This window comes from Microbacterium sp. B19(2022), assembly GCF_012030385.1.
In the GTDB taxonomy this organism is placed as follows: Bacteria; Actinomycetota; Actinomycetes; order Actinomycetales; family Microbacteriaceae; genus Microbacterium; species Microbacterium oxydans_B.
This window is the reverse complement of the sequence record NZ_JAAUVO010000001.1, coordinates 266,954-289,968: the sequence shown is the minus strand read 5'-3', so window position 1 is coordinate 289,968 and position 23,015 is coordinate 266,954. Positions and strand designations below refer to the sequence as shown.

17 protein-coding genes are annotated in these 23,015 nt (G+C 68.8%); 12 read left to right on the top strand and 5 right to left on the bottom strand.

Annotated features, from left to right (window positions below; genetic code table 11):
• Nucleotides 1–416: 416 nt before the first annotated feature.
• The 8 genes from HCX50_RS01395 (at nucleotide 417) to HCX50_RS01360 (ending at nucleotide 12,389) form a co-directional block, all read left to right on the top strand.
• Entirely contained in the window at nucleotides 417–3,530 is a 3,114-nt protein-coding gene (locus HCX50_RS01395) for a carbohydrate binding domain-containing protein (RefSeq protein ID WP_337748908.1), read from the top strand.
• Nucleotides 3,531–3,663: 133 nt separating this feature from the next.
• Nucleotides 3,664–4,689, top strand: a complete 1,026-nt coding sequence (locus HCX50_RS01390; RefSeq protein ID WP_091032094.1) for a LacI family DNA-binding transcriptional regulator — start codon at nucleotides 3,664–3,666, stop codon at nucleotides 4,687–4,689.
• Between the two features lie 143 nt (nucleotides 4,690–4,832).
• Nucleotides 4,833–5,852, top strand: a complete 1,020-nt coding sequence (locus HCX50_RS01385; protein WP_091032091.1) for a LacI family DNA-binding transcriptional regulator — start codon at nucleotides 4,833–4,835, stop codon at nucleotides 5,850–5,852.
• Entirely contained in the window at nucleotides 5,852–7,393 is a 1,542-nt protein-coding gene (locus tag HCX50_RS01380) for a sugar ABC transporter ATP-binding protein (RefSeq protein WP_091032089.1), read from the top strand. The genes HCX50_RS01385 and HCX50_RS01380 overlap by 1 nt, the downstream gene beginning before the upstream one ends.
• A 181-nt stretch (nucleotides 7,394–7,574) precedes the next feature.
• Nucleotides 7,575–8,576 (top strand): substrate-binding domain-containing protein, encoded by a 1,002-nt coding sequence (locus HCX50_RS01375; protein WP_091032086.1) that lies wholly within the window; start codon nucleotides 7,575–7,577, stop codon nucleotides 8,574–8,576.
• A gap of 71 nt (nucleotides 8,577–8,647) precedes the next feature.
• Nucleotides 8,648–10,282: a sugar ABC transporter ATP-binding protein gene (locus tag HCX50_RS01370; protein ID WP_167632745.1), complete on the top strand. Its 1,635-nt coding sequence runs from the start codon at nucleotides 8,648–8,650 to the stop codon at nucleotides 10,280–10,282.
• A complete protein-coding gene (locus HCX50_RS01365; RefSeq protein ID WP_091032081.1) occupies nucleotides 10,279–11,355 on the top strand; it encodes an ABC transporter permease in 1,077 nt (358 codons plus the stop codon). Before HCX50_RS01370 ends, HCX50_RS01365 begins: the two co-directional genes overlap by 4 nt.
• Nucleotides 11,352–12,389, top strand: coding sequence for an ABC transporter permease (locus HCX50_RS01360; protein ID WP_091032078.1), 1,038 nt, complete (start codon nucleotides 11,352–11,354; stop codon nucleotides 12,387–12,389). The genes HCX50_RS01365 and HCX50_RS01360 overlap by 4 nt, the downstream gene beginning before the upstream one ends.
• Nucleotides 12,390–12,398: 9 nt before the next feature.
• Here HCX50_RS01360 and HCX50_RS01355 read toward each other — a convergent pair whose 3' ends face one another.
• The 4 genes from HCX50_RS01355 to HCX50_RS01340 form a co-directional block, all read right to left on the bottom strand.
• Entirely contained in the window at nucleotides 12,399–14,267 is a 1,869-nt protein-coding gene (locus tag HCX50_RS01355; protein ID WP_205828688.1) for a beta-L-arabinofuranosidase domain-containing protein, read from the bottom strand.
• A complete protein-coding gene (locus tag HCX50_RS01350; RefSeq protein ID WP_167632744.1) occupies nucleotides 14,264–15,154 on the bottom strand; it encodes a carbohydrate ABC transporter permease in 891 nt (296 codons plus the stop codon). Before HCX50_RS01350 ends, HCX50_RS01355 begins: the two co-directional genes overlap by 4 nt.
• Nucleotides 15,155–15,159: 5 nt before the next feature.
• Complete coding sequence (locus HCX50_RS01345; protein ID WP_029264422.1) at nucleotides 15,160–16,065, bottom strand: carbohydrate ABC transporter permease; 906 nt, start codon at nucleotides 16,063–16,065, stop codon at nucleotides 15,160–15,162.
• Nucleotides 16,066–16,164: 99 nt separating this feature from the next.
• Nucleotides 16,165–17,463 (bottom strand): ABC transporter substrate-binding protein, encoded by a 1,299-nt coding sequence (locus HCX50_RS01340; protein ID WP_091032069.1) that lies wholly within the window; start codon nucleotides 17,461–17,463, stop codon nucleotides 16,165–16,167.
• Between the two features lie 172 nt (nucleotides 17,464–17,635).
• Here HCX50_RS01340 and HCX50_RS01335 point away from each other — a divergent pair, with 172 nt between their 5' ends.
• The gene (locus HCX50_RS01335) at nucleotides 17,636–18,664 is read left to right on the top strand and encodes a LacI family DNA-binding transcriptional regulator (RefSeq protein WP_029264424.1); all 1,029 of its coding nucleotides are present in this window, start codon (nucleotides 17,636–17,638) and stop codon (nucleotides 18,662–18,664) included.
• 48 nt (nucleotides 18,665–18,712) lie between these two features.
• On the opposite strand, the gene HCX50_RS01330 is transcribed toward HCX50_RS01335, so the two are convergent.
• Nucleotides 18,713–19,558: an NAD-dependent epimerase/dehydratase family protein gene (locus HCX50_RS01330; RefSeq protein ID WP_091032067.1), complete on the bottom strand. Its 846-nt coding sequence runs from the start codon at nucleotides 19,556–19,558 to the stop codon at nucleotides 18,713–18,715.
• A 57-nt stretch (nucleotides 19,559–19,615) separates the two neighbouring features.
• On the opposite strand from HCX50_RS01330, the gene HCX50_RS01325 reads away from it, so the two are divergent.
• From HCX50_RS01325 to HCX50_RS01315, 3 genes are all read left to right on the top strand, one after another.
• A complete protein-coding gene (locus tag HCX50_RS01325; protein WP_167632743.1) occupies nucleotides 19,616–20,626 on the top strand; it encodes a substrate-binding domain-containing protein in 1,011 nt (336 codons plus the stop codon).
• A gap of 84 nt (nucleotides 20,627–20,710) precedes the next feature.
• Nucleotides 20,711–21,430 carry an L-ribulose-5-phosphate 4-epimerase gene (locus HCX50_RS01320; protein WP_167632742.1) on the top strand — a complete coding sequence of 240 codons (720 nt, stop codon included), beginning with the start codon at nucleotides 20,711–20,713 and terminating at the stop codon, nucleotides 21,428–21,430.
• Complete coding sequence (locus tag HCX50_RS01315; RefSeq protein WP_167632741.1) at nucleotides 21,427–23,010, top strand: xylulokinase; 1,584 nt, start codon at nucleotides 21,427–21,429, stop codon at nucleotides 23,008–23,010. The genes HCX50_RS01320 and HCX50_RS01315 overlap by 4 nt, the downstream gene beginning before the upstream one ends.
• Nucleotides 23,011–23,015 lie beyond the last annotated feature (5 nt).

Sequence of the window (23,015 nt, the reverse complement as noted above, 5' to 3'; positions counted from 1 at the left end):
TTCTCAACGAGGAGAGTGCATGAACAGCGTCGCCGGTCCCCATCTCTGCCGACACGTGCATCGCGCTGCACGCCGTCGCCCGGCGCGCGGATCCCGGCAGAGGCAGCCCCGACAGCCGCGCTGAGCGCACCCGGAGGACGCCGGTCCTCCCCGCCTGCAGACGTCGTGCGACGCGACGCACCCCCACTCGCGGAGCGGCGTGCGCGGTGTCCGGTGCGCCCGCGGCGGTGCGCCCTGAACCCATCGACCCCATAAGGGGACCGAAGCCCGTCCCGTGGCGATCCACCTCGTCGGGCGTTCGGTCGCAACCACTTTCGCCTGAGGTCACCATCCTCGGCGGCCTCCTCCCGTGAGGGGGCCGCCATCGGAGCGCGCCCGCGCGCCCTCGAGCGAACCGATCCACAAGGAGAACACCAGTGAAATCACGTCCCAGATCCACCGATCGGCACCGCAGCCGATCCGTATCGCGCCCCGCAGCGCTGCTGGGGGTCGCCGCCCTCATCGCCTCGTCGGTGACCGCCGTGGGGCTGCCGGTGGCGGCCTTCGCCGCGCCGACGGACATCATCGAGAACGGCACCTTCGAGAGCGGGGTGTCGGGATGGACCGCTCCCCTGGGCGGCACGCTGAGTACGAGCACGGATGCTCGCACCGGTGCGAAGGCCCTCGCGATCGGTGATCGTTCCAGCTTCCAGTCCGGTCCCACCGCCACGGTGACCGGCCTGCTGAAGACCGATCAGTCCTATGACCTCTCGCTCTCGCTGAAGTTCGATGCCGGCCGTGCCACCCAGAACTTCAACGTGGTGCTGTGCACCTCGACGCGAAGCCGCTGCGACGTCGTGGCCTCCACCACGGCGACGGCGGGCGAGTGGTCCACGGTCGAGAAGACGTTCACGCCGCTGTCGGCCGACTACGACATCATGTTCGTCGAGACGCCCTGGAACACCGACGTGCAGTCGTTCGTGATCGACGACGTCTCGCTGAAGACCGACGACGGGGCCCCCGCGGTCACCGAGCCGCCGGCGGTGCCGGGCAACCTCCTGCCGGACGGTCGGTTCGTCTCCGACCTGACGGGCTGGACCAACACCCGCGGCGGCAGGCTGAGCCTCAGCGACGACGCGGCGAGCGGCGCGCACGCCCTGAAGGTCACCGGCCGGGAGAACACCCAGTCCGGTCCGTTCGCGAGCGTCGCGGACAAGATCGAGCTCGGCGCCTCCTACCGGCTCACCGGCACGCTCAAGTACGACGAGGGCAACGCCACCCAGCAGTTCAACTTCACGTTCTGCCCCACGAACTTCAACGGCTGCGCCGACTACGGGCACACCTTCACGAAGGGTGAATGGGGCACGTTCTCGCAGGAGTTCACGGCAGAGGCCAAGCACGTCGCCGCGGGCTGGCTGTTCGTGGAGACTCCGTGGGGTTCCGAGGCCCTGCAGGACTTCTCGGTCGACGAGCTCTCGCTCGTCAAGATCGCGGATGCTCCGGAGGTCCCCGCCTTCACCAGCCTGGAGAAGGTGCAGACCAAGCCGATCGGCGACCACAACCCGCTCGTCGGGCACAAGTTCGGCGCCGACCCGCACCACCTCGTCTACAACGGTCGTCTCTACATCTACTCGACCGATGACACCCAGCAGTACGACCTGAACAGCAAGGACGAGAACGGTCTGCCGACGCAGTCGAACGGCTACGGCGGCATCACCCGGCTCAACGTGATGTCCACGACCGACATGGTCAACTGGGTCGATCACGGCGCGGTGCCGATCGCTCGCGAAGGCGGTGCCGCCCCGTGGGCGCGCAACTCCTGGGCTCCGGCCGCGATCGAGAAGGACGGCAAGGTCTACCTCTACTTCTGCGACAGCGGAACCGGCACGGCAGTCGTCGTCGGCGGCTCGCCACTGGGCCCCTGGGAAGACCCGCTGGGCAAGAAGATCATCCCCGACACGGTGTCGCGCGACTACATCGCCGAAGGCGGGTTCCCCGCAGGCATGTGGCTCTTCGACCCGGAGGTCTTCATCGACGACGACGGACAGGGATACCTGTATTTCGGCGGCAACTCGCAGATCGGCACCTCGCCGAACGTGCAGGGACCGCAGAATCCGAAGTCGACCCGAGTCGTGAAGCTGCAGGATGACATGGTCACCCTCGACGGCGACCCGGTCGAGATCGACGCCCCCGGCATGTTCGAAGCCTCGAGCATGTTCAAGCGCGACGGCAAGTACTACTACTCGTACTCGTCGAACTTCCAGGTGAACGAGGCGCCGGGGCTGTACCCGTCGCGCGGTGCGATCGCGTACATGATGACCGATGACCCGATGAAGCTCGGCTCCTCGGAGTACGCGGGTGTGGCATTCCAGAACCAGGGCACGTTCTTCGGAGCGGGCAACGGCGGCAACAACCACTCCGACACGTTCACGTACAAGGGCGAGACCTACTTCACCTACCACGCGCAGACGCGCGGGGCGGCGTGGGCGGCAGCGCTCGGAACTCCGGGCTCGACGCAGGGCTACCGTTCGGTGCACATCGACAAGCTCGAGTTCAACGCGGACGGCACCATCAAGCCGGTCGTCGGGACCAAGGCCGGCGTGGAGCAGGTCGAGAGCTTCGACCCGTACCGCACCTTCGAGGCGGAGACCCTGGCCTGGCAGCTGGGCGTCACCACGACCAAGACGGATGCCGCCTCGGTCGAGTTCCCCGAGCACAACGGTTCGGGAAACATGGTGCTCTCGGGCGTCGATGACGGGGACTTCTCCGGCATCTCCGGTGTCGACTTCGGCTCCGGCGCACAGAAGGTGTCCGCGAAGGTGAAGCCGCTGGTCGCCGGAAGCAGCATCCAGGTGCGTCTGGACGACGTCGACGGCCCCGTCGTGGCGGAGATCCCCGTCGACGGCACGGTCGGAGAGTGGACCACGGTCGAGGCCGAGGTCACCGGTGCCACGGGCGAGCACGACGTGTTCTTCGTCTTCGCCGGTGCCGAGGGCACGGATGCCGAGACCGACCTGTTCGAGGTCGACAACTGGGCGTTCACCGCGATCGACGACAGCCCCGGCGCCGAGCTGAGCGCGCAGCTGTCGGTCTCGACGGTCGCCGCGGGCGGCAAGGTCACCGTGACCGCCACCGGCGTGACGGCCGACGAGGTCGAGATCGGTATCGAGAGCACCTATCGTGCGCTCGCGACCGCGACGACGGCGGATGGCCGGATCGAGGCGACGGTGACGGTCCCCGCCGACACGACGGCGGGTGCGCACCACATCGTGCTGCGTGACGGTGAGACGGAGCTCGCGCGGCTGCCGCTCACGGTCACCAGGGCGAGCACGGGCGGCGGCACCGACGGCGGTACTGACGGCGGCACCGACGGTGGTCCCTCCACCGGGGGTGGAACCGGAGGTACAGACGGCTCCCTCGCGAACACCGGTGGCGATGCGAGTGCGTCGCTGACGGCGGCGTGGATCGGTGCGCTGCTGCTGGCGCTCGGATCCGCCTTCTGGATGCTGCGTCGTCGAGGCCGTTCGGTCATGGAGACCGAGACGGAATGAGGTGAGGTCGCCGCCTCCGGGCGGTGACCGGCCTCTCCCGGCCCGCCTCGTCCTGCTGCCCCCGCAGCAGGACGAGGCGGGCTTTCGCGCACTATCGTTGTACCGTTCGCGGTCATCGTGCGAGGGGGGCTTCATGACCACCGATTCCGCATCTGCCGCCGGGGCTCGCAAGCCGAGCATCTATGACGTGGCGGAGCGTGCGGGAGTCTCGCACATGACGGTGTCGCGCGTGCTCAACGGTCACCCGAACATCCGCGCGTCCACCCGAGACAAGGTGATGACCGCGATCGACGAGATGCACTTCACCCGCAGCTCGATAGCGCGCGCCCTCGCGACCAACCGGGCGATGCGGATCGGCGTGATCGTCGACAACCCGGGCTTCTACGGACCGAGCAGTGTCCTGCGGGCGATCGAGGTCGCTGCCCGGCAGAGCGGCTACGCCGTGAGCAGCTTCTCGGTGGGCGATGCCGACGGTCGCCGGGTCGATGCCGGTGTCGTCGAACTCGTCACTCAGGGCGTCGACGCTCTGTGCGTGATCGCGCCGCGTGCCTCTTCGCTCGATCTGTTGCGCCGGCAGGCGATCGCGGTGCCCACCCTGGTCGTCAAGGAAGAGCCCGACGGGCAGATGCACACGGCATCGGTCGACCAGCGAGCAGGGGCGACGGCGGCGGTGCGTCATCTGATCGACCTCGGGCATCGCACGATCCTGCATATCGCCGGCCCGCCCGACTGGTTCGATGCGAAGGCGCGGACCGAGGCCTGGCAGGCGGCGCTCGAGGCGGAGGGGTTGCCGGTCGTGCCGCCGCTCATCGGCGATTGGTCCTCCGATTCCGGATACGCTTTCGGCCGCGAGCTCGAGCTCGGAGAGGCGACGGCGGTGTTCGTCGCCAACGACCAGATGGCACTCGGGCTCATGCACGGGCTGGCGGAGCGCGGCATCCGCGTGCCGGAGGACGTGAGCGTGGTCGGGTTCGACGACGTGCCGGACGCGCGGCACTACCAGCCTCCGCTGACCACGGTGCGTCAGCACTTCGCGCTGTTGGGCGAGGTCGTCATCGGCGAGCTGCTCGCCGCGATCGAGGGCGAGCAGATCGAGGCGCGCGAGCTGATCCAGCCCGAACTCCGCGTCCGCGCCTCGACCGCCGCGCCGCGGGGCTGACCTCCACGCGCACCGGAGCGCGCGCGTCAGACGAGCGGGCCTCGCCGACGTGCGCGGTGGGGTCCGGTGCGCCGCACCGCTCGATTGCACGGCTGACGCTGTTCTCGGTAACATCTCTGCAGGCGGGACCGACGGAGGTGCTCATGGCCAGCCTCGGCTCCGACAAACCCGGTCTCCGCCACGTGGCGGATCTCGCCGGCGTCTCGCACATGACCGTGTCTCGGGTGCTCAACGACCATCCGAACATCAAGCCGGACACTCGTCGGCGCGTGCTCGAGGCGATCGAAGAGCTCGACTATCGGCCGAACATGGTGGCCAGGGCGCTCGCGACCCAGCGCACGCACCGTATCGGCGTGATTATCGAGAGTGCCGTGTCGTTCGGGCCCACCAGCATTCTCCGCGCCGTCGAGATGGCCGCGCGCACCTCGGGCTACTCGGTCAGCGCCGTCGCCCTGCATGAGGGTGACACCCTGTCGCCGCAGGATGCGGTCGACAACCTCACCACCCAGGGTGTCGACGCGTTGTGTGTGATCGCTCCCCGGTCGTCGTCGGTCGCGGCGCTCCGGCGCATCTCGCTGAACGTGCCCATGCTCGTCGTCAAGGCGGATGCCGATCCCACCTTCCTCACGGTGTCGGTCGATCAGCACGCGGGCACCTCGCTGGTGGTCGATCACCTGGTCGCCCTCGGGCATCGTGACATCCTCCACATCGCGGGTCCTCTCGACTGGCTCGACGCCAGAGCCCGGGAACGCGCATTCCACACCAGGGCCAAGTCCTGGGGCATCCGCGAGCGTCCGATCGTGGTGGGCGACTGGACCGCCGACTTCACCTACGACTTCGCGAAAGGACTCACCCGGCTGCCGGACTACACGGCTGTGTTCGTCGCGAACGACGACATGGCGATCGGTCTCATCCACGGCCTGCACGACCGGGGATTCGAGGTTCCGAAGGACCTCAGCGTGGTCGGCTTCGACGATGTGCCGCTCGCCCGCCACTTCCTGCCGCCGCTGACGACGGTCAGACAGGACTTCGCCGCTCTCGGCGCCGCCGTCGTCGAGATGCTCCGCGCGGCTCTCGAAGAGCGCGAGCTGCCGCAGCTGACCCGCATCCCGACCGAACTCGTCGCCCGCGGCTCCAGCGCCGCTCCCCGGCTGGTGCGCTGATGGCACCGCACGCTCACACCCCGATCGTCGAACTCACCGGCATCCGCGTCGAGTTCTCCGATGTCGTCGCGCTCGACGACATCGACTTCCGGCTGTTCCCCGGCGAGGTGCACGCGCTGATGGGCGAGAACGGCGCCGGCAAGTCGACGCTGATCGGCGTGATCACCGGAACGCGCACCCCGGTCGCCGGAACCGTCGTCGTGGCGGGGGAGGAGCGCCGGTTCTCGGGCGTCGCCGATGCGAGGGCGGCCGGCATAGCGACGGTGTTCCAGGAGGGTCAGCTCGGTCCGACACTGAGCGTGGCGGAGAACGTCATGCTCGGACGCGAACGACGCGGACGCTTCGGTATCGATTGGAAGCGCACGAGGGCGGACGCTGCGGACGCGCTGTCTCGACTCGGTCTGGACGATATGGATCCGCGGACGCCGATGACGATGCTGTCGCCCGCCCAGAAGCAGCTGGTCGCGCTCGCACGCTCGATGGTCGACGATCCGCGGATCCTCGTCCTCGACGAGCCGACGTCGAGCCTGGACCGTGCCGAGGTCGATCTGCTGATGCGGGTGATCAGAGGGCTGCGCGACCGCGGAGTCGCGATCCTGTTCGTCTCGCATTTCCTCGAGCAGGCCTTCTCGATCAGCGACCGGATGACGGTGCTGCGCGGCGGGCGTCGGATCGCCGAGACCCCTACGCGCGAGCTCGAGCGCGCCGACCTCATCTCGCAGATGCTGGGCAAGGACCTCGAGGCGCTGCGCGCGCTTGGTTCCGAGCGCAAGGCGCATCACTATGCAGCCGACGGAGAACCTGCGCTGCGGGCGACGGGTGTCGGTCGCCGCGGGGAACTGGACCCGACCGACATCGACGTGTATCGGGGAGAGATCGTCGGGCTCGCGGGACTTCGCGGTTCCGGGCGCACCGAGCTGGCCTCGCTGCTGGGCGGGTCGGTCCGTGCGGACAGCGGTCAGCTCAGGGTCGACGGCGAACGCGTGCAGCTGCGGAGTCCCTCGGCTGCGCTCAAGAGCCGTATCGCGATGTCGGTCGAGAACAGGAGAACGGACGGCATCATCGCCGACCTCAGTGCGCGCGAGAACATCGTGCTCTCCCTGCAGGCGCTGCGGGGATGGACGAGACCGTTGTCGCCGTCGGAGATCGCGGCGCTCGCCGAAACGTACATCGAGACGCTGCACCTCGACCCTGCGGATCTCGGGAGACCCGCAGGTCACCTCTCCGGGGGCACGCAGCAGAAGCTGCTGCTGGCGCGCGCGCTGGCGACCAGACCGCACGTGCTGATCCTCGACGAGCCCACCCGCGGCATCGACATCGCGGCGAAGCTCGACATCCAGCGACGGATCAGCCAGCTCGCCGGGGATGGGGTCGGAGTGGTCTTCATCTCTTCTGAGCTCGAGGAGGTCGTGCGCCTCAGCGACCGGATCGTCGTGCTCAAAGACCGCGACAAGATCGGCGAGCTCAGCAACGGCCCCGCGGTGACGGTCGACAGCGTCGTGGAGCTGATCGCCGCAGAACTGGATCCGCTGGACGACTGAGATGTGTCCGGTAACAACGAATTCATCACGAACCGTCCCCGAATCATCAGAAGCGCTTGTGTTCCGAAAATTGTTCCCGGTAACATGAACCGCGCGACGCCCTCCAGGTGTCCCGTCATCACATCCGGACCGGCACGGTCCACCCCCGGGAAACGACCCGGAATCTCGAGGAGGAGATCAAATGTCTGCAATGAAGCGCACTCGTACAGTTCTGGGGCTCGTCGCCGTCGGCGCGCTCGCGCTCGGCCTGGCCGCATGCTCGAGCGGAGGAAACGACGACGCCGGTGACTCCGGCGACTCGGGCGAGCTCACCACTGTCGGCTTCGTCGCCGTCGGCCCCGAGGGTGCATGGCGCCAGGCGAACGAGAGCAACATCCAGGACACGTTCACGAAAGAGGCCGGGTACAACCTGAAGTACGCGCCCGCCACGAACCTCGACCAGAAGTCGCAGATCGACGCGTTCACGTCGTTCGTCGACGAGGACGTCGACGTGATCCTCCTGTCGGCGACCGAGGCCAGCGGCTGGGAGGACTCCCTCAAGCTCGCCCAGGAGGCAGAGATCCCGGTGATCCTGCTCGACCGCGGTATCGAGCCCGATGACACGAGCATGTACGTCACCCGCATCGCTCCCGACAACATCGAGGTCGCCAAGGAGGTCGGGACCTGGGCCGCGGCCGAGTTCCCCGACGGCGGCAACTACGTCGTCCTCGAGGGTCCCGCCGGTGTCGGCGTCGTGAACGAGCGCAACCAGGGCTTCGACGAGGGCCTCGAGGGCTCCACGCTGAAGAAGGTCGACGCGCAGACGGCCAACTGGTCGGCCGAAGAGGGCAAGAGCGTCTTCGAGACCATGCTCAAGGCCAACAACAACGACATCCAGTTCGTCTTCGCCCAGAACGACGAGATGGGTCTCGGCGCAGCCCAGGCCGCAGAGGAAGCCGGTCTGGTCATCGGCACCGACGTGAAGATCGCCACGATCGACGGCACCAAGAACGCGATGCAGGCGCTCGCCGACGGTCAGCTCAGCTACGTGCACGAGTACAACCCGCTGTTCGGTGAGACCGCACTCGAGGTCGTCGAGAAGGCTCTCGCCGGCGACTCGGTCGAGTCCTACATCATCGTTCCGAGCGAGGCATTCGACTCGGCGGATGCGGCCAAGGCCGTTCTGGCGGACCGCAAGTACTGAGCATCACCCCGTGATCTCGGGGGCGGCGCCGACCGTGCCGCCCCCGAGACCGGATAGACGGAGAGACAACGATGAACGAAGAACTGCCCATCGTCGAGATGCGCGGGATCACCATCGAATTCCCCGGAGTGAAGGCGCTCGACGGAGTCGACTTCCGCCTCTTCCAGGGTGAGGTGCACGCTCTCATGGGCGAGAACGGCGCGGGCAAGTCGACGCTGATCAAAGCCCTCACCGGTGTCTACCGCATCGACTCCGGATCGATCGTCGTCGCCGGTCAGGAGCGCAGCTTCGGCGGCACGAGCGACGCGCAGGCCGCCGGGATCTCGACCGTCTACCAGGAGGTGAACCTCGCCCCCAACCTCAGCATCGGTGAGAACGTCATGCTCGGGCACGAGGTGCGCGGAGTCCTCGGCGTCAACTGGCGAGCCACGCATCGCGCCGCCACCGAGGCGCTCGCCCGGCTCGGCCTGGAACACCTCGACACCCACCAGCCACTCTCGACGCTCTCGATCGCGATGCAGCAGCTCGTCGCGATCAGCCGGGCCATGGCGATCAAGGCCAAGGTCCTCATCCTCGACGAGCCGACTTCCAGCCTCGACGCGGCAGAGGTCGAAGGTCTCTTCACCGTGATGCGCACCCTGCGCGACCAGGGCGTCGCGATCCTCTTCGTCTCGCACTTCCTCGATCAGATCTATGCGATCAGCGACCGTCTCACCGTCCTGCGCAACGGGAAGTACGAGGGGGAGTACCTCACCCGTGATCTCGACAGGCATGCCCTCATCTCCCGGATGATCGGCAAGGACCTCGACACGCTGAAGTCGCTCGGCGGCAACCGTCGCACCACCCCGCGCGACGCCGACGAGGCGACCTTCCTCTCGGCATCCGGCATCTCCCGTGCCGGCGCCGTGCACGCCACCGACCTCGACATCCGGCCAGGAGAGGTCGTCGGCTTCGCCGGACTCCTCGGCTCCGGGCGCACCGAGCTCGCGCGTCTGCTCTACGGTGCGGACCGCAGCGAGTCCGGCCAGATCACCGTCAAGGGGCGCAAGGTCGACCTCTCGTCGCCGTCCGCCGCCCTCGCACAGCGCATCGCGTTCTCGACCGAGAACCGTCGGGACGAGGGCATCATCGGCGATCTCACGATCCGCGAGAACATGATCCTCGCCGTCCAGGCCAAGCGCGGCTGGGCGCGGCCGATGCCGCGCAAGGAGCAGGACGCGATCGTCGACAAGTACATCGCGGCCCTCAACGTGCGCCCCGCCGATCCGGAACGGATGATCAAGAACCTCTCGGGCGGCAATCAGCAGAAAGTGCTCCTCGGACGCTGGCTCGCGACGGAGCCGGAGCTGCTGATCCTGGATGAGCCCACCCGAGGTATCGATGTCGGTGCGAAAGCCGAGATCCAGGAGGCCGTCGCGGAACTCGCCGACCAGGGGGTCGCCGTGGTCTTCGTCTCGTCCGAGCTCGAAGAGGTCGTGCGCCTCTCCGAGCGGATCGTCGTCCTGAAGGACCACAGCAAGATCGGTGAGATCCTGAACGGCCCCGATGTGACCGCGCAGGAGATCGTCGACGTGATCGCCGCCCACGGAGTGGAGGCCGCGGCCACCACTCTCGAGGAGGAACTCGACGCGATCGAGGTCGCCCATGTCGCACCGGTCGCCGCTTCCGATGTGCAACCCGAAACCCTCGAGGGGGAGACCCGATGAGCGCATCCGCTCGTGCGTCCGTGTGGCGCGAACTGATCCGCAAGCCGTTCTTCTGGGGGATCGTCGCGATCGTCGCGCTGCTCGCCCTGAACGTGCTCAAGGATCCGACCTATCTCGCGATCTCGATCAACCCGAACAACGGCAACCTCGTCGGCAACCTGGTCGACATCCTCCGCCAGGCGGCACCCATTATGATGATCGCGATCGGCATGTCACTCGTGATCGCGACCGGCGGCATCGACCTCTCGGTCGGCTCGCTGATGGCTGTCGCCGGAGCCGTGTCGATGGAGTTCCTCGCCGCAGCCGGCGATTCCGGATCGGTCGGTGTCGCCCTCGCCGCCGTCGGTCTCGCGCTGCTCGTCACCGCCATCCTCGGCGCGGTGAACGGCATCCTCGTCGCCTACGTCGGCCTCCAACCCTTCATCGCCACACTCGTGCTGATGCTCGCCGGGCGGGGTATCGCCAAGGTCATCACCGGAGGCCAGAACACGGCTGCGTCGAGCGATCCGTTCCGCTGGATCGCGAACGGCTTCGTCATCGGCATCCCCGTGGTGTTCATCCTCGCCGTGGCGATCGTCCTGGTCGTCGCGTGGGTGGTGCGCCGCAGCGCCCTCGGCCTCATGATCGAGGCGATCGGCATCAACCCGAAGGCGAGCCGGATGGCCGGAATCAAGCCGAAGGGGCTGCTGCTGACGACCTACGTGCTCAGCGGCATCCTCGCGGGCATCGCCGGGGTGATGTCGGTCGGCAGCGTCATGACGGTCGACATCTCCCGCACCGGCTACCAGCTCGAGCTGGACGCGATCCTCGCCGTCGTCATCGGCGGTGCCTCGCTCGCCGGTGGCAAGTTCTCGCTCAGCGGCGCCTTCGTCGGTGCTCTCCTGATCGCGACCCTCGACAAGACCGTGCTGTTCCTCGGCGTCTCGTCGTCGGCCACCCCGGCGTTCAAGGCGATCGTGATCGTCGCCATCTGCCTGCTGCAGTCCGAGCGGGTGCGCAGCTGGTTCCAACGTCGCAAGAAGGCGCAGACGCCCTCACCGCGAGTCGAGATCGTGAAGGAGGCTGCAGTATGAGCGTCATCGCCGCCGCACCAGTCCAGAGTGCCGGCCCGAGTCTCGTCGATCGGATCCGCCGACAGCTCACGTCGAATCCGTCGGTCGTCCCGACCATCGCCTCGGTGATCATCTTCGTCGGCATGATCGTCTACGGCGAGATCGCCTACGGGAAGATCGTCCAGGCGAGCACGCTGTCGAACCTGCTCATCAACAACGCGCACCTCATCGTGCTCGCGGTCGCTCTCACCTTCGTCATCCTCACGGGCGGCATCGACCTGTCGGTCGGCTCGGTCATCGCGGTCTCGTCGGTCGCGGGGGTCATGCTCTCGAACGCCGGGTGGAATCCGTTCGTCGTGATCGTGCTCATGATCGGCATCGGCGGGCTCTTCGGCCTCGTCTCCGGCGTGCTGATCCGGTACTTCAACGTGCAGCCGTTCATCGCGACTCTCGCCATGATGTTCCTCGGACGCGGCCTCGCCTCCCTGCTGAGCACCAAGCCGGAGCAGCTCCCGGCGGATTCGCCGATCCGCCTGATCGCCGAGAAGATCAAGATCATCGACGGACCGAAGGTGAACGACCTCGTCATCACCCCGGCGGTGATCATCGCGATCGTCGTCGTGCTCGTCGCCTTCTTCGTGCTTCACCGCACCCGCACAGGGCGCACCGTCTACGCGATCGGCGGATCCGAGAACTCCGCGCTGCTGATGGGTCTCCCCGTGGCGCGGACCAAAGTTCTCGTCTACGTGATCAGCGGATCGCTCGCCGGCCTCGCCGCCGTGCTCTACACCGCCCGGCTCGGCACCGCCCAGAACATCACCGGCATCGGCTGGGAGCTCGACGCGATCGCGGCGGCCGTGATCGGCGGAACCGTGCTGACCGGGGCCTACGGCTACGTGCTCGGCTCGGTCGTCGGAGCGCTGGTGCTCGGTCTCATGACCGTGCTCATCACGCGCGACGGCGGCATCCCGCCGGAGATGACGACCATCATCACCGGCGGCATCCTGTTGGTCTTCGTGCTGCTGCAGCGGGCGGTCACCCGGAAACGGGAGTAGCCCCGGGGGTCAGGCCGTCGGGATCCAGACCCGCATCGTCGACGGACCGCGCTGCGCCCAGTCGTGATACGGGACGAGCAGGGCCTCCGCGACCTCGCCGGAGGCGCGGTTCCGCAACGGCATCCGCACCTGACCTCCGGACTCGACGGGCTCGCCGGCGACCACCGCGTCGACCACATCGGCGCCGAAGTCGAGAGACTCCAGAGCCAGCACCTCGGGGCCGCGCTCGACCACGACCGAGCCGCGCACGGCGTCGACGCGAGGATCGGGGCTCGTCGTGCGCGCCAGGAGAGGCAGCGTCAGCTCGACGAAATCACCGGCGCGGAAGGCGCGGCGCACTTCGACCGTGCCGGGAGTGGCCGGATGCTGCGCGCTCTCGCCGTCGGCGTCGACCCGCACCGTCGCGCCCTCTGCCCACGCCGGCACCCGCAGGGTGAGCGTGAACTCGGCGTCTTCCGCGATCGTCACCCGGATGCCGCCGTCGACCGGGTATCCGGTCGCGATGTCGAGCGCGATCACGCGTCCGTCGGGCAGCGCCGTCCGCACGGATGCCGGCGCGTACTGATGCAGCTGCACGCCCTCGTCGTCGGCCGTCGCGACATAGGCCGCGAGGCTCGCGAAGGTGCGCGCCACGTTGGGCGGGCAGCAGGAGACCTCGAACCACGGCGCCCGCAGTGACGAGGAAGCACGCTTGGACGTTCCCTCCGGATCGGCAGGTACCCCCGGAACACGCTGGTGCAGGGTGTTCGCGTAGTAGAACGCCCGACCGTCCGGCGCGGGAGACGTCGCGACGACGTTGAAGAGGGTCCGCTCGATGAGGTCGGCGTGACGGGTGTCGCCGGTCGCGAGCAGCAGCCGCCACGAGAACATGATCGACCCGACTCCGGCACACGTCTCGGAGTAGGCGCGATCCGAAGGCAGCTCCCAGTCGGCGCCGAACGCCTCGTCCTGGTGGTGCGATCCCTGACCGCCGGTCACATAGGTGCGGCGCTTGACCGTGCGGTCCCACTGCCCGCGCAACGCGTCGAGCAGTCTGTCGTCGGAGAGCTCGATCGCGACGTCGGTGGCGCCGGAGGCCAGGTAGTTCGCGCGCACGGCGTGCCCGCGCAGCGCCTCGGCCGCGCGCACCGGCACGTCGTCCTGGAAGTACTCCTGGCCCCATTCGATCTCGGCGAGCGACCCGCGGCCGTGCCGCTCGACGAACAGGGCCGCCTGGTCGATGAAGCGCTGTTCCCCGAGCGCCCGTCCCAGCTCGGCGAGTCCGACCTCGACCTCGGCGTGACCGCAGATCGCGTCGCGGCCGTCGGCGCCGAACTCGCCGCAGACGAGCTCGGCCGCGCGTCGGGCGACCGCGACGAGTCCGTCGTCGGCATCCGGCCGGGTGCGGTGCCGAGCGACCGCCGCCTGGAAGAGGTGTCCGAGGCAGTACAGCTCGTGGCCCCACTCCAGATCCGACCAGCGCTCGCCCTGCCCCGGGCGCCCGAACTGCGTGTTCAGATAGCCGTCGGTCTCCTGCGCGGCAGCCACCCGCGAGACCACGGCGCGGAAACGCTGCTCGAGCGGGGCATCGGTCGCGGCATCCGTCCGTCCGATCTCCCAGGCGAGGGCCTCGAGGTACTTGTAGATCTCGGAATCCGCGAACTCCCGCCCGCGGCGCCCCTCGGGCAGTGTGCCCGCGGCGGCGAGATCGAAGTTGGGCAGCCAGCCCTCCGACTCCAGGCGCGATTCGATGTGGTCGAGGGTCGCCGTGCCGTTGACGGCCTGGCGTTCGCCCCAGAATCCGCCCGTGATGCGCACGTCGTCGAGGCCGAGGGGGCGCAGGCGCCCGCGCGTGGGAACCACCGGAGCAGCCGGTGCAGTGGTGTCGAACATCGTCATCCCTTGAAGGCGCCGGACATGAAGCCGCGCACGTAGTGTCGTTGGAGGATCAGGAACAGCACGATGCAGGGGAGCGCCAGCACGACGACTCCCGCCTCGGTGGCGCCGTAGTCGACGACACCCTGCACCTGCCCGCGGAGGTTCGCGACCGCGAGCGGCAGTGTCATGCGGTTCGAGTCGTTGATGAGGATCAGCGGCGCCATGAAGTCGTTCCATGCCGTGAGGAACGCGAACAGCCCGACGGTGACGAGTCCGGGCTTGACCGCCGGGAGCAGCACCCGCCACAGGGCGCCCCAGCTGGAGCATCCGTCGACCATCGCCGCCTCGTCCATCTCGCGCGGGATCGATTCGAACGAGATGCGCATCATGAACATCGAGAACGGCAGCTGGAACATGGTGATCACGAGGGCCACCCCGACCAGCGAGTTCTGCAGGCCGACCGCGTTGAGGATCACGTACAGCGGGATGAGCAGGGTCGCGTACGGCACCATCAGGATCGCGAGGGTCAGCAGGAACAGCGCGTTCTTGCCCGGGAATGAGAACCGGGCGAAGGCGTAGCCGCCGAGCAGCGAGATGAACAGGGTCAGGGCGACCGTGAGCACCGAGACGAACAGCGAGTTGCCGAGGTAGACCCAGATGCCCGCCTGGTACTCGCCGAGGGCGGCATAGTTGCCGAACCCCCAGCCGTCGGTCTGGCTCGTGCCCGCCATCGGGCTGACCGACGAGACGCCGGTCCAGATGAGCGGGTAGAGGAAGATCACCGCGAGGGCGGTCGTGAACACCCAGTACGGGATGCCGTAGACGATACGAGCCGCCTTCGAGCGGTAACGCGGAGGGGTGGGCTGGTGTCCCGGCGCGACGATGGTGCGGGTCAGTGTCTGAGACATGCGGGTCAGCTCTCATCCGGACGCCGGAAGGCGCGCAACTGGAAGACGTTGATGACGATGAGCGCGAGGAGCACGATCACCGAGAGGGCGCCGGCGATGCCGAGGCTGTTCTGCCCCTGGAAGGCCACGTTGTAGATCAGCTGCACGACCGTCATCGTGCTGTTGTCGGGGCCGCCCTTGGTGAGGATGTAGAACTGCTCGAACGCGAGCAGCGACCCGGTCACGCACATCACGGTCGTGAGCGCGAACGTCGGCTTCAGCAGGGGGACCGTGATGTAGCGGAAGGTCTGCCAGCGGCTCGAGCCGTCGATGCGCGCGGCTTCGTAGATGTCGTCGGGGATGCCCTGCAGTCCCACGAGCATCAGCAGCATGTAGAAGCCGGCGAAGCGCCACACGATGAGGAAGATCGTCGACCACAGTGCGCCGTCGGGGGTGCCGAGGAAGGTGATGCCCCACGACTTCATGAGTCCGGCGAAGGGTCCGGCGATGGGGGAGTACAGCACGTAGAAGAGCAGCGAGGCGGATGCCAGGCCCAGGGCGCTCGGAATCAGGAACGCCGTGCGCAGGAGGCCCTTCCAGCGGGTCGACTCCTGCACGAGCAGCGCGAGCCCGAGACCCAGGCCGATCAGGAGCACGGTGGTGATGACCGTGTACAGCAGGGTGAAGCGGATGCTGTCCCAGAAGAGGCGGTGATTGACGGCATCCACGTAGTTCTCGGGGAAGTTCAACCCCTGGTTCCCGCTGAGCAGCGGCCAGTCGGATGCCGACATCTGCAGCACGAGGATCAGCGGGACCACGAAGAGCAGCGCCACGAAGATCGCGGTGGGGGCGGCGTACAACCACCCCTGCACGGGGCCGCCGAATCCGGTACGCGCGCGTCGGCGGCGCAGCGGGGGTGCGGTCGAGGTCATCGGGTTCTCTTTCGTCGGAGGCTGTCGCTTTGTCGGATGCTGTCGCTGCAGTCGAGGGGAGCGGCGGGCGGCGCGTCATGGCCCCGCCCGCCGGGAGGATCACTGCCCGAGGATGGCGGTGATCTCGTCGTTGTCGGCGTCGACGGAGTCCTCGCCGTTCAGCACCCGGTTGCGCACGAGCGTGAGCCACGGGCTGCCCGGCGCGTTGAACGCCTGCTGGAAGTTCAGAGCCACGGGTGTGCTGCCCTGCGCCGCGACCTCGTTGATCGTGACCAGGCGGGGGTCGGCCGCCGCGTACTCGTTGTCGGCGAGGTCGCCGCGTGAGACCGCGTTGCCGTCCTTGGCGAGCACCTCGACCTGTGCCTCCTCGGACATCATCCAGTCGAGGAAGTTCCAGGCCTGCGCGGACTGCTTCGAGTCCTTCGAGATGCCGATGCCGTCGCCGCCGACGAACGTCGAGACGCCGCCGTCGACACCCGGGATGCCGGCCACGCCCGCGTCGAACTCCAGCGAGGGGAGGAGCGTCGCCGGGAACGGCATCACGCCGACCTTGCCCTCGCTGAAGGCCGCGGTCCACGTCGGGCCGGTCTCGTCGGTGGAGCTCGGAAGCACCGCGCCCGCCTCTTCCAGCTCGGCCCAGGTGTCGTACACAGCCTGAGCCGCGTCGCCGTTCAGCAGCGATTCGGTGCCGTCGTCGCTCATGACCTCTTCGCCCGAGGCCCAGACCGAGGGGAACCAGGTGAAGACCAGGCAGCCGCCGCAGTTCAGACCCGTGGCGGTGCCGTAGGTGTCGGGCTTGTTCAGAGCCTGCACCGCCTGCGCGGCCTCGGAGAACTCTTCGAGCGTCGCCGGCGCCTTCTCGGGGTCGAGGCCGGCCTCGGCGAACAGCTCCTTGTTCCAGAACAGCATCGAGAGGTCGAGCGCGAACGGCAGCACGTACTCCTTGTCGTCGACGGTGCCGGCGTCGAGGTGGCCCTGGTTGATCTCGTCCTTGAAGTCGAGGCCGTCGATCTGGGTCGAGAGGTCGGCGAAGAGGCCCTGTTGCGCCCAGTTGGGCACGTAGACGATGTCGGCCGCGAAGAGGTCGGGGAGTCCGCCGGACCCGGCGGCGGCGCCGACCTTTGCGACGTAGTCGTCGTTGGGGACGACCGTGAGCTCGACCTGGTTCTCGTGCGAGTCGTTGTACGCATCGACGAGCAGTTTGGCCTGGCGTTCGATGGGAGCGCGGGTCCAGAGCGTCAGCGTCGAACCGTCGTCGACGCCTCCCGCGGGGATCTCCTCGGTCGGGCCGGCGGTGTCGTCGCCGGCTGCGCAGCCCGCCAGCGGGACGGCGAGCAGGCCGGTGACGGCGAGGATGGTGGCCGTGCGGCGGAACGCACGGCGTCGGGTGGTGTGCATGGGATTGCCTCCAGGACTCTTCGGTGAGTGGATGCGGTCGGCGAGCGACGGCAGTGTCGAGCTGAGGTGCAATTTCGAAAACTCCGAAACCGCTTTCGAAAGGTATATCGTGAATGAAGCGCGGCGGTCAAGCATCGCTCCGATAACCTTTCAGAAACGTTCAGGGGGCGAGATGGTCAGCAGCGGCGACATGGCGGGCAAGGCGGCGACGCTCAGCGACGTGGCACGGCATGCCGGCGTCTCGATCGCCACGGCATCGAAGGCGCTCAACGACCGCGGTGATGTCGCAGTGGCCACCAAGGCCCGGGTCGTGGCCGCCGCCGCAGAGCTCGCGTTCACCCCGAATGCGATGGCCCGAGGGCTCCTCGCCGGACGCACCGGCACGGTGGGACTGCTCACCAGCGACCTCGAAGGCCGCTTCATGATCCCGATCCTCATGGGGGCGGAAGACGCCTTCGGTGCGGGGCGCATCAACGTGTTCCTCTGCGACGCCCGCGGCGACGCGATCCGCGAGCAGCATCACCTGAAAGAGCTGTTGAGCCGCCGCGTCGACGGCATCATCGTCGTCGGACGGCAGACCGACCCGCGTCCCTCGCTGGGGCAGGACATCCCGGTTCCGGTCGTGTACGCGTATGCGCCGTCGGACGATCCGCGCGACCTGTCTCTCACCCCCGACAACTACGCGGGAGGGCGCCTCGCGATCGAGCATCTGCTCTCGTGCGGGCGCCGACGCATCGCGCACATCTCGGGCGAACCCTCCTACGCCGCGGCGCAGGATCGCCTCGCCGGTGCCAGGGCCGCGCTCGCCGAAGCCGGGCTCGAGTTCGTCGGCGCCCCGATGCTCTCGGAATGGACCGAGCACTGGGGTCGGGATGCCGGAGCGCTGCTGCTGCAGCGGCATCCGGATATCGATGCGGTGTTCTGCGGGTCCGACCAGATCGCGCGCGGTGTGCTCGACTCGGCGCGGGACCTCGGGCGCTCGGTGCCCGACGACCTCGCCGTCATCGGCTACGACAACTGGGAGGTGCTGGCGACCAACGCCCGCCCGGAGCTGACCAGCATCGACGCGAACCTGCAGCAGCTCGGGCGTCAGGCGGCGCAGCGCGTGTTCGACGCGATCGACGGCGTCGACATCGGTGAGGGGTCGCACCATCTGCCCGTGCGCCTGGTCATCCGAGGCTCGACCATCGCTCGGCGCTGACCCGTTCCAGGCGCTTCGACGGGCTCGGCGACCCCGGCGCTGCCGGCGTCACACGTGGTCGCGCCAGGAGTGCTGCGGGTCGTAGTCCAGGACCCGGCGCGCCTTGTCGATCGACAGCAGCGTCTCGTTCGGGCCGAACTCTCGGCGCCTCGGCACGTCCGGGAAGACCTCGGCGAGCAGTTCGTCGTTGGGCCGCGACATCACCGTGTCGGCCGCCGCGATGATGAACCGGTCGAATCCGGGGGCTGCGACCTCGAGCGACCGCTGCACCGCCTGGGCGCCGTCGCGGGCGTCGATGTAGCCCCACAGGTTCCACTTGCGCCCGAGGGCGTCGGCGTCGAACGAGGGGAACTCGGCGTAGTCCTCAGGGACCATCACGTTCGAGAACCGCAGGGCCGTGATCGACAGGTCGGGGTGCCAGCGCACGAGCTCGGTCGCGAGCTGCTCCTCGAGCGTCTTCACGAGCGAGTAGACGGATTCGGGGCGCGCGGGGTAGTCCTCGTCGACCGGCACGTAGGGCGGCGGCACGTCGAACGGCAGCCCCAGCACCGTCTCGCTCGACGCATACACGATGCGCCGGATGCCGAGGCGCACGGCCGCCCAGAATACGTTGAACGTGGCCGGCATGTTGTTGTGGAAGGTCGCGACGTCGGTGCGGATGCCGGGGGCCGGGATCGCGCCGAGGTGCACCACCGCGTCGATGCCGTCGTGCCTGTCGCCGACCGCCGTGAACGCGTCGACGACCTGGCCGTAGTCGGTCAGGTCGACCTGCACGAAGTCGGGGCCGCGGGTGCCGGTGAGGTCCATGCCGATGACGTCGTAGCCGTTCGCGCGGAGTTCGCGGGCGACGACGCGGCCGAGCTTGCCGGAGGAGCCGGTGAGAGCGATGCGCATGTCACCAGAGTGGCACGGCGGCGGGCCGAGTGGACCGGGCGTCGTACACTCGTCGGCGTGAGTGACACGAGCAGCGGCCGCAGCCGATCCATCGGCGTCCGCGACGTCGCCGCCCGCGCAGGCGTGTCCCGGCAGACCGTGTCGAGGGTGCTGAACGACCACCCCGACGTCGCCACCGACACCAAGGAGCGCGTGCTCGCCGCGATGGCCGAGCTCGGCTACCGCATGAACAACGCCGCCCGTGCACTCGGCACCCGGCGCTCGCGGACCCTGGGCGTGCTGGCCTCGGATGCGCTGCAGTACGGGCCCTCGCGCAGCCTCGCCGCGCTGGAGGCTTCGGCCCGCGAGGCCGGGTACTGGGTGAGCGCGGCCTTCGCGGATGCGGCGGATGTCGCGGCTGTCGTCGCGGCGGTCGACCACCTCGTCGTGCAGGGGGTGGAGGGGATCGTCGTCGTCGCCCCGCACGCCCAGACGCTGGAGGCGCTCGCCGCGCTGCGCATCGACGTGCCGGTCGTGACGCTGCATTCCGCCGGACTCGGCGCGACCGGACTCTCGGTGGATCAGGCCGCAGGCGCGCGGTTGGCGGTCGCTGCGCTCGCCGAAGCCGGGCACTCCCGCATCGCGCACCTCGCGGGACCGGCGGACTGGCTCGAGGCGGAGTCGCGCGCCGAAGGTTTCGCCGCAGAGCTCGCCGCTCGCGGGTTGACGCCGGGGCCCGTGATCGCCGGGGACTGGTCGGCAGGGTCGGGGTATGCGGCGGTCGAGGCGGTTCGCGGTTCCGGGGTCACGGCGGTGTTCGCGGCGAACGACCAGATGGCGCTCGGCCTGCTGAGCGCCCTGCACGAGGCGGGGCTCACGGTTCCGGGTGATGTCAGCGTGGTCGGGTTCGACGACGCCCCGGATGCCGCGTACTACTGGCCGCCGCTCACCACCGTGCGGCAGGACTTCGAGGAGCTCGCGCGTCGGGCCGTGGCCGCCGCGATCGGCGGAACCGCTGCCGCCGCATCCGCTCTCGCTCCCGTCGCGCCGGTGCTGGTCTCCCGCGCCTCCGTCGCTCCGCCCCGCTGATACCCAATCCTTGACGGACCGAGCGCTGCCGTGACAGACTTCTGTGACCGGTCACAGTGGCCGGATGCGAACCCAGAGGCAGCTGTGAGCGACGACGCCCCCACCTTCGAACCCGACATCGAGCACGCGATCGCGGTCGTCCGCGCGGATGTGGCCCGTCTGCACGGCGAACTGGTCCGCTACGGCCTGGTCGTCTGGACCGGCGGCAACATCTCGGGCCGCGTGCCCGGCGCCGACCTCTTCGTGATCAAGCCGAGCGGTGTGAGCTACGACGACCTCACCGCATCGAACATGATCCTGTGCGACCTCGACGGCAACGTCATCCCCGGCACGCCCGGCAGCGACCGCTCCCCGTCGAGCGACACCGCCGCGCACGCCTACGTCTACCGGCACATGCCGACCGTCGGCGGGGTCGTGCACACGCACTCGACCTACGCCGTCGCATGGGCGGCGCGGGGCGAGGAGATCCCCTGCGTCATCACCGCGATGGCCGACGAGTTCGGTGGGCCCGTCCCGATCGGCCCCTTCGCGATCATCGGCGACGACTCGATCGGCCGTGGCATCGTCGAGACGCTGAGCGGTCACCGCTCCCGGGCGGTGCTCATGCAGAACCACGGTCCGTTCACGATCGGCGCGGATGCGGAGGACGCCGTGAAGGCCGCCGTCATGGTCGAGGACGTCGCCCGCACGGTGCACCTCGCCCGCGAGGCCGGACCGCTCATCCCGATTCCGCAGGCCGCGATCGACAGCCTGTTCGACCGATATCAGAACGTCTACGGCCAGTCCGAGGACACCCGCCGATGAGCGCGCTCGACGATATCCGCGACGGACGTACGAGCCTCGGCATCGAGCTGGGCTCGACCCGCATCAAGGCCTGCCTGATCGGCTCCGATGCGACCGAGGTCCTCGCGACCGGCTCGTTCTCGTGGGAGAACCGCCTCGAAGACGGCCGCTGGACCTACGCGATCGACGAGGTGTGGCGCGGCCTCCAGGCGGCGTACGCGGCTCTGGTCGACGATGCGCAGGAGCGCCACGGCATCCGTCCCGACACGTTCGGCGCCATCGGGGTCTCGGCGATGATGCACGGCTACCTGGCGTTCGACGCGTCCGGCGAGCTGCTCGTGCCGTTCCGCACCTGGCGCAACACCAGCACGGGCGCGGCCTCCGCCGAGCTGGGGGAGCTGTTCGGCGTGAACATCCCGCTGCGCTGGTCGATCGCGCACCTGCACCAGGCCGTGCTCGACGCCGAGCCGCATCTCGCCCGGGTCGCGAGCGTGAACACCCTCGCCGGTTATGTGCACCACCGCCTCACGGGCGAGCGGGTGCTCGGGGTCGGTGATGCCTCGGGCATGTTCCCGATCAATGCCGCGACCGGCGCCTACGACGCGCGGATGCTGCACGCCTACGACGCCCTCGTCGGTGACCGTCTGCCCGCACCGGCGGCTCAGCTCCTGCCGAGCGTGCTCCCCGCCGGGGCCGCGGCCGGCACCCTCACCGCCGGCGGCGCCGCCCTCCTCGACCCGAGTGGCGCACTGCGCCCCGGCATCCCGCTGTGTCCGCCCGAGGGTGATGCGGGAACGGGCATGGTCGCGACGAACTCGGTCGCCCCGCGCACCGGCAACGTGAGCGCGGGCACGAGCATCTTCGCGATGGTCGTGCTGGAGCATCCGCTGGCCGAGGTGCACCACGAGCTCGACCTCGTGACCACTCCGGCGGGCGACGCCGTGGCCATGGTGCACTGCAACAACGGCGCCAGCGAGCTCGCAGCCTGGGCGGGGCTGTTCACACGCTTCGCCGCCGCGGCCGGGCAGCCGATCGACGACGATGCCGCGTTCGACGTCCTGTTCCGCGAGGCGCTCGAGGGTGAAGCGGATGCCGGTGGCCTCCTCGCCTACAACCACCTCGCCGGCGAGCCGATCGCCGGCCTGATCGAGGGGCGTCCGCTGTTCGTGCGCACCCCCGACAGTGCGCTCACGCTCGCGAACTTCATGCGCGCCCAGGTCTACGGCGTGTTCGGCACGCTCGCGCTCGGCATGCAGGTGCTCGCGGCGGAGGGTGTGCAGCTCGACCGGATGTTCGCGCACGGAGGCATGTTCCGCACCGCCGGGGTCGCCCAGCGCTTCCTCGCCGGTGCGCTCGATGCTCCGGTCGCCGTCGGCGAGCTCGCCGCCGAGGGTGGCGCGTGGGGCATCGCCGTGCTCGCCTCGTACCTCGCCCATGCCGAAGACCTCTCGCTGGCGGACTACCTCGACCAGCGGGTGTTCGCCACGGCATCCCTCAGCACCGCCGACCCCGACCCGGCCGATGTCGCCGGGTTCTCCGCCTATCTCGACCGCTACCGAGCGGGCCTGGCCATCGAGGCCGCCGCCGTCGAATCCCTGTAAGGACC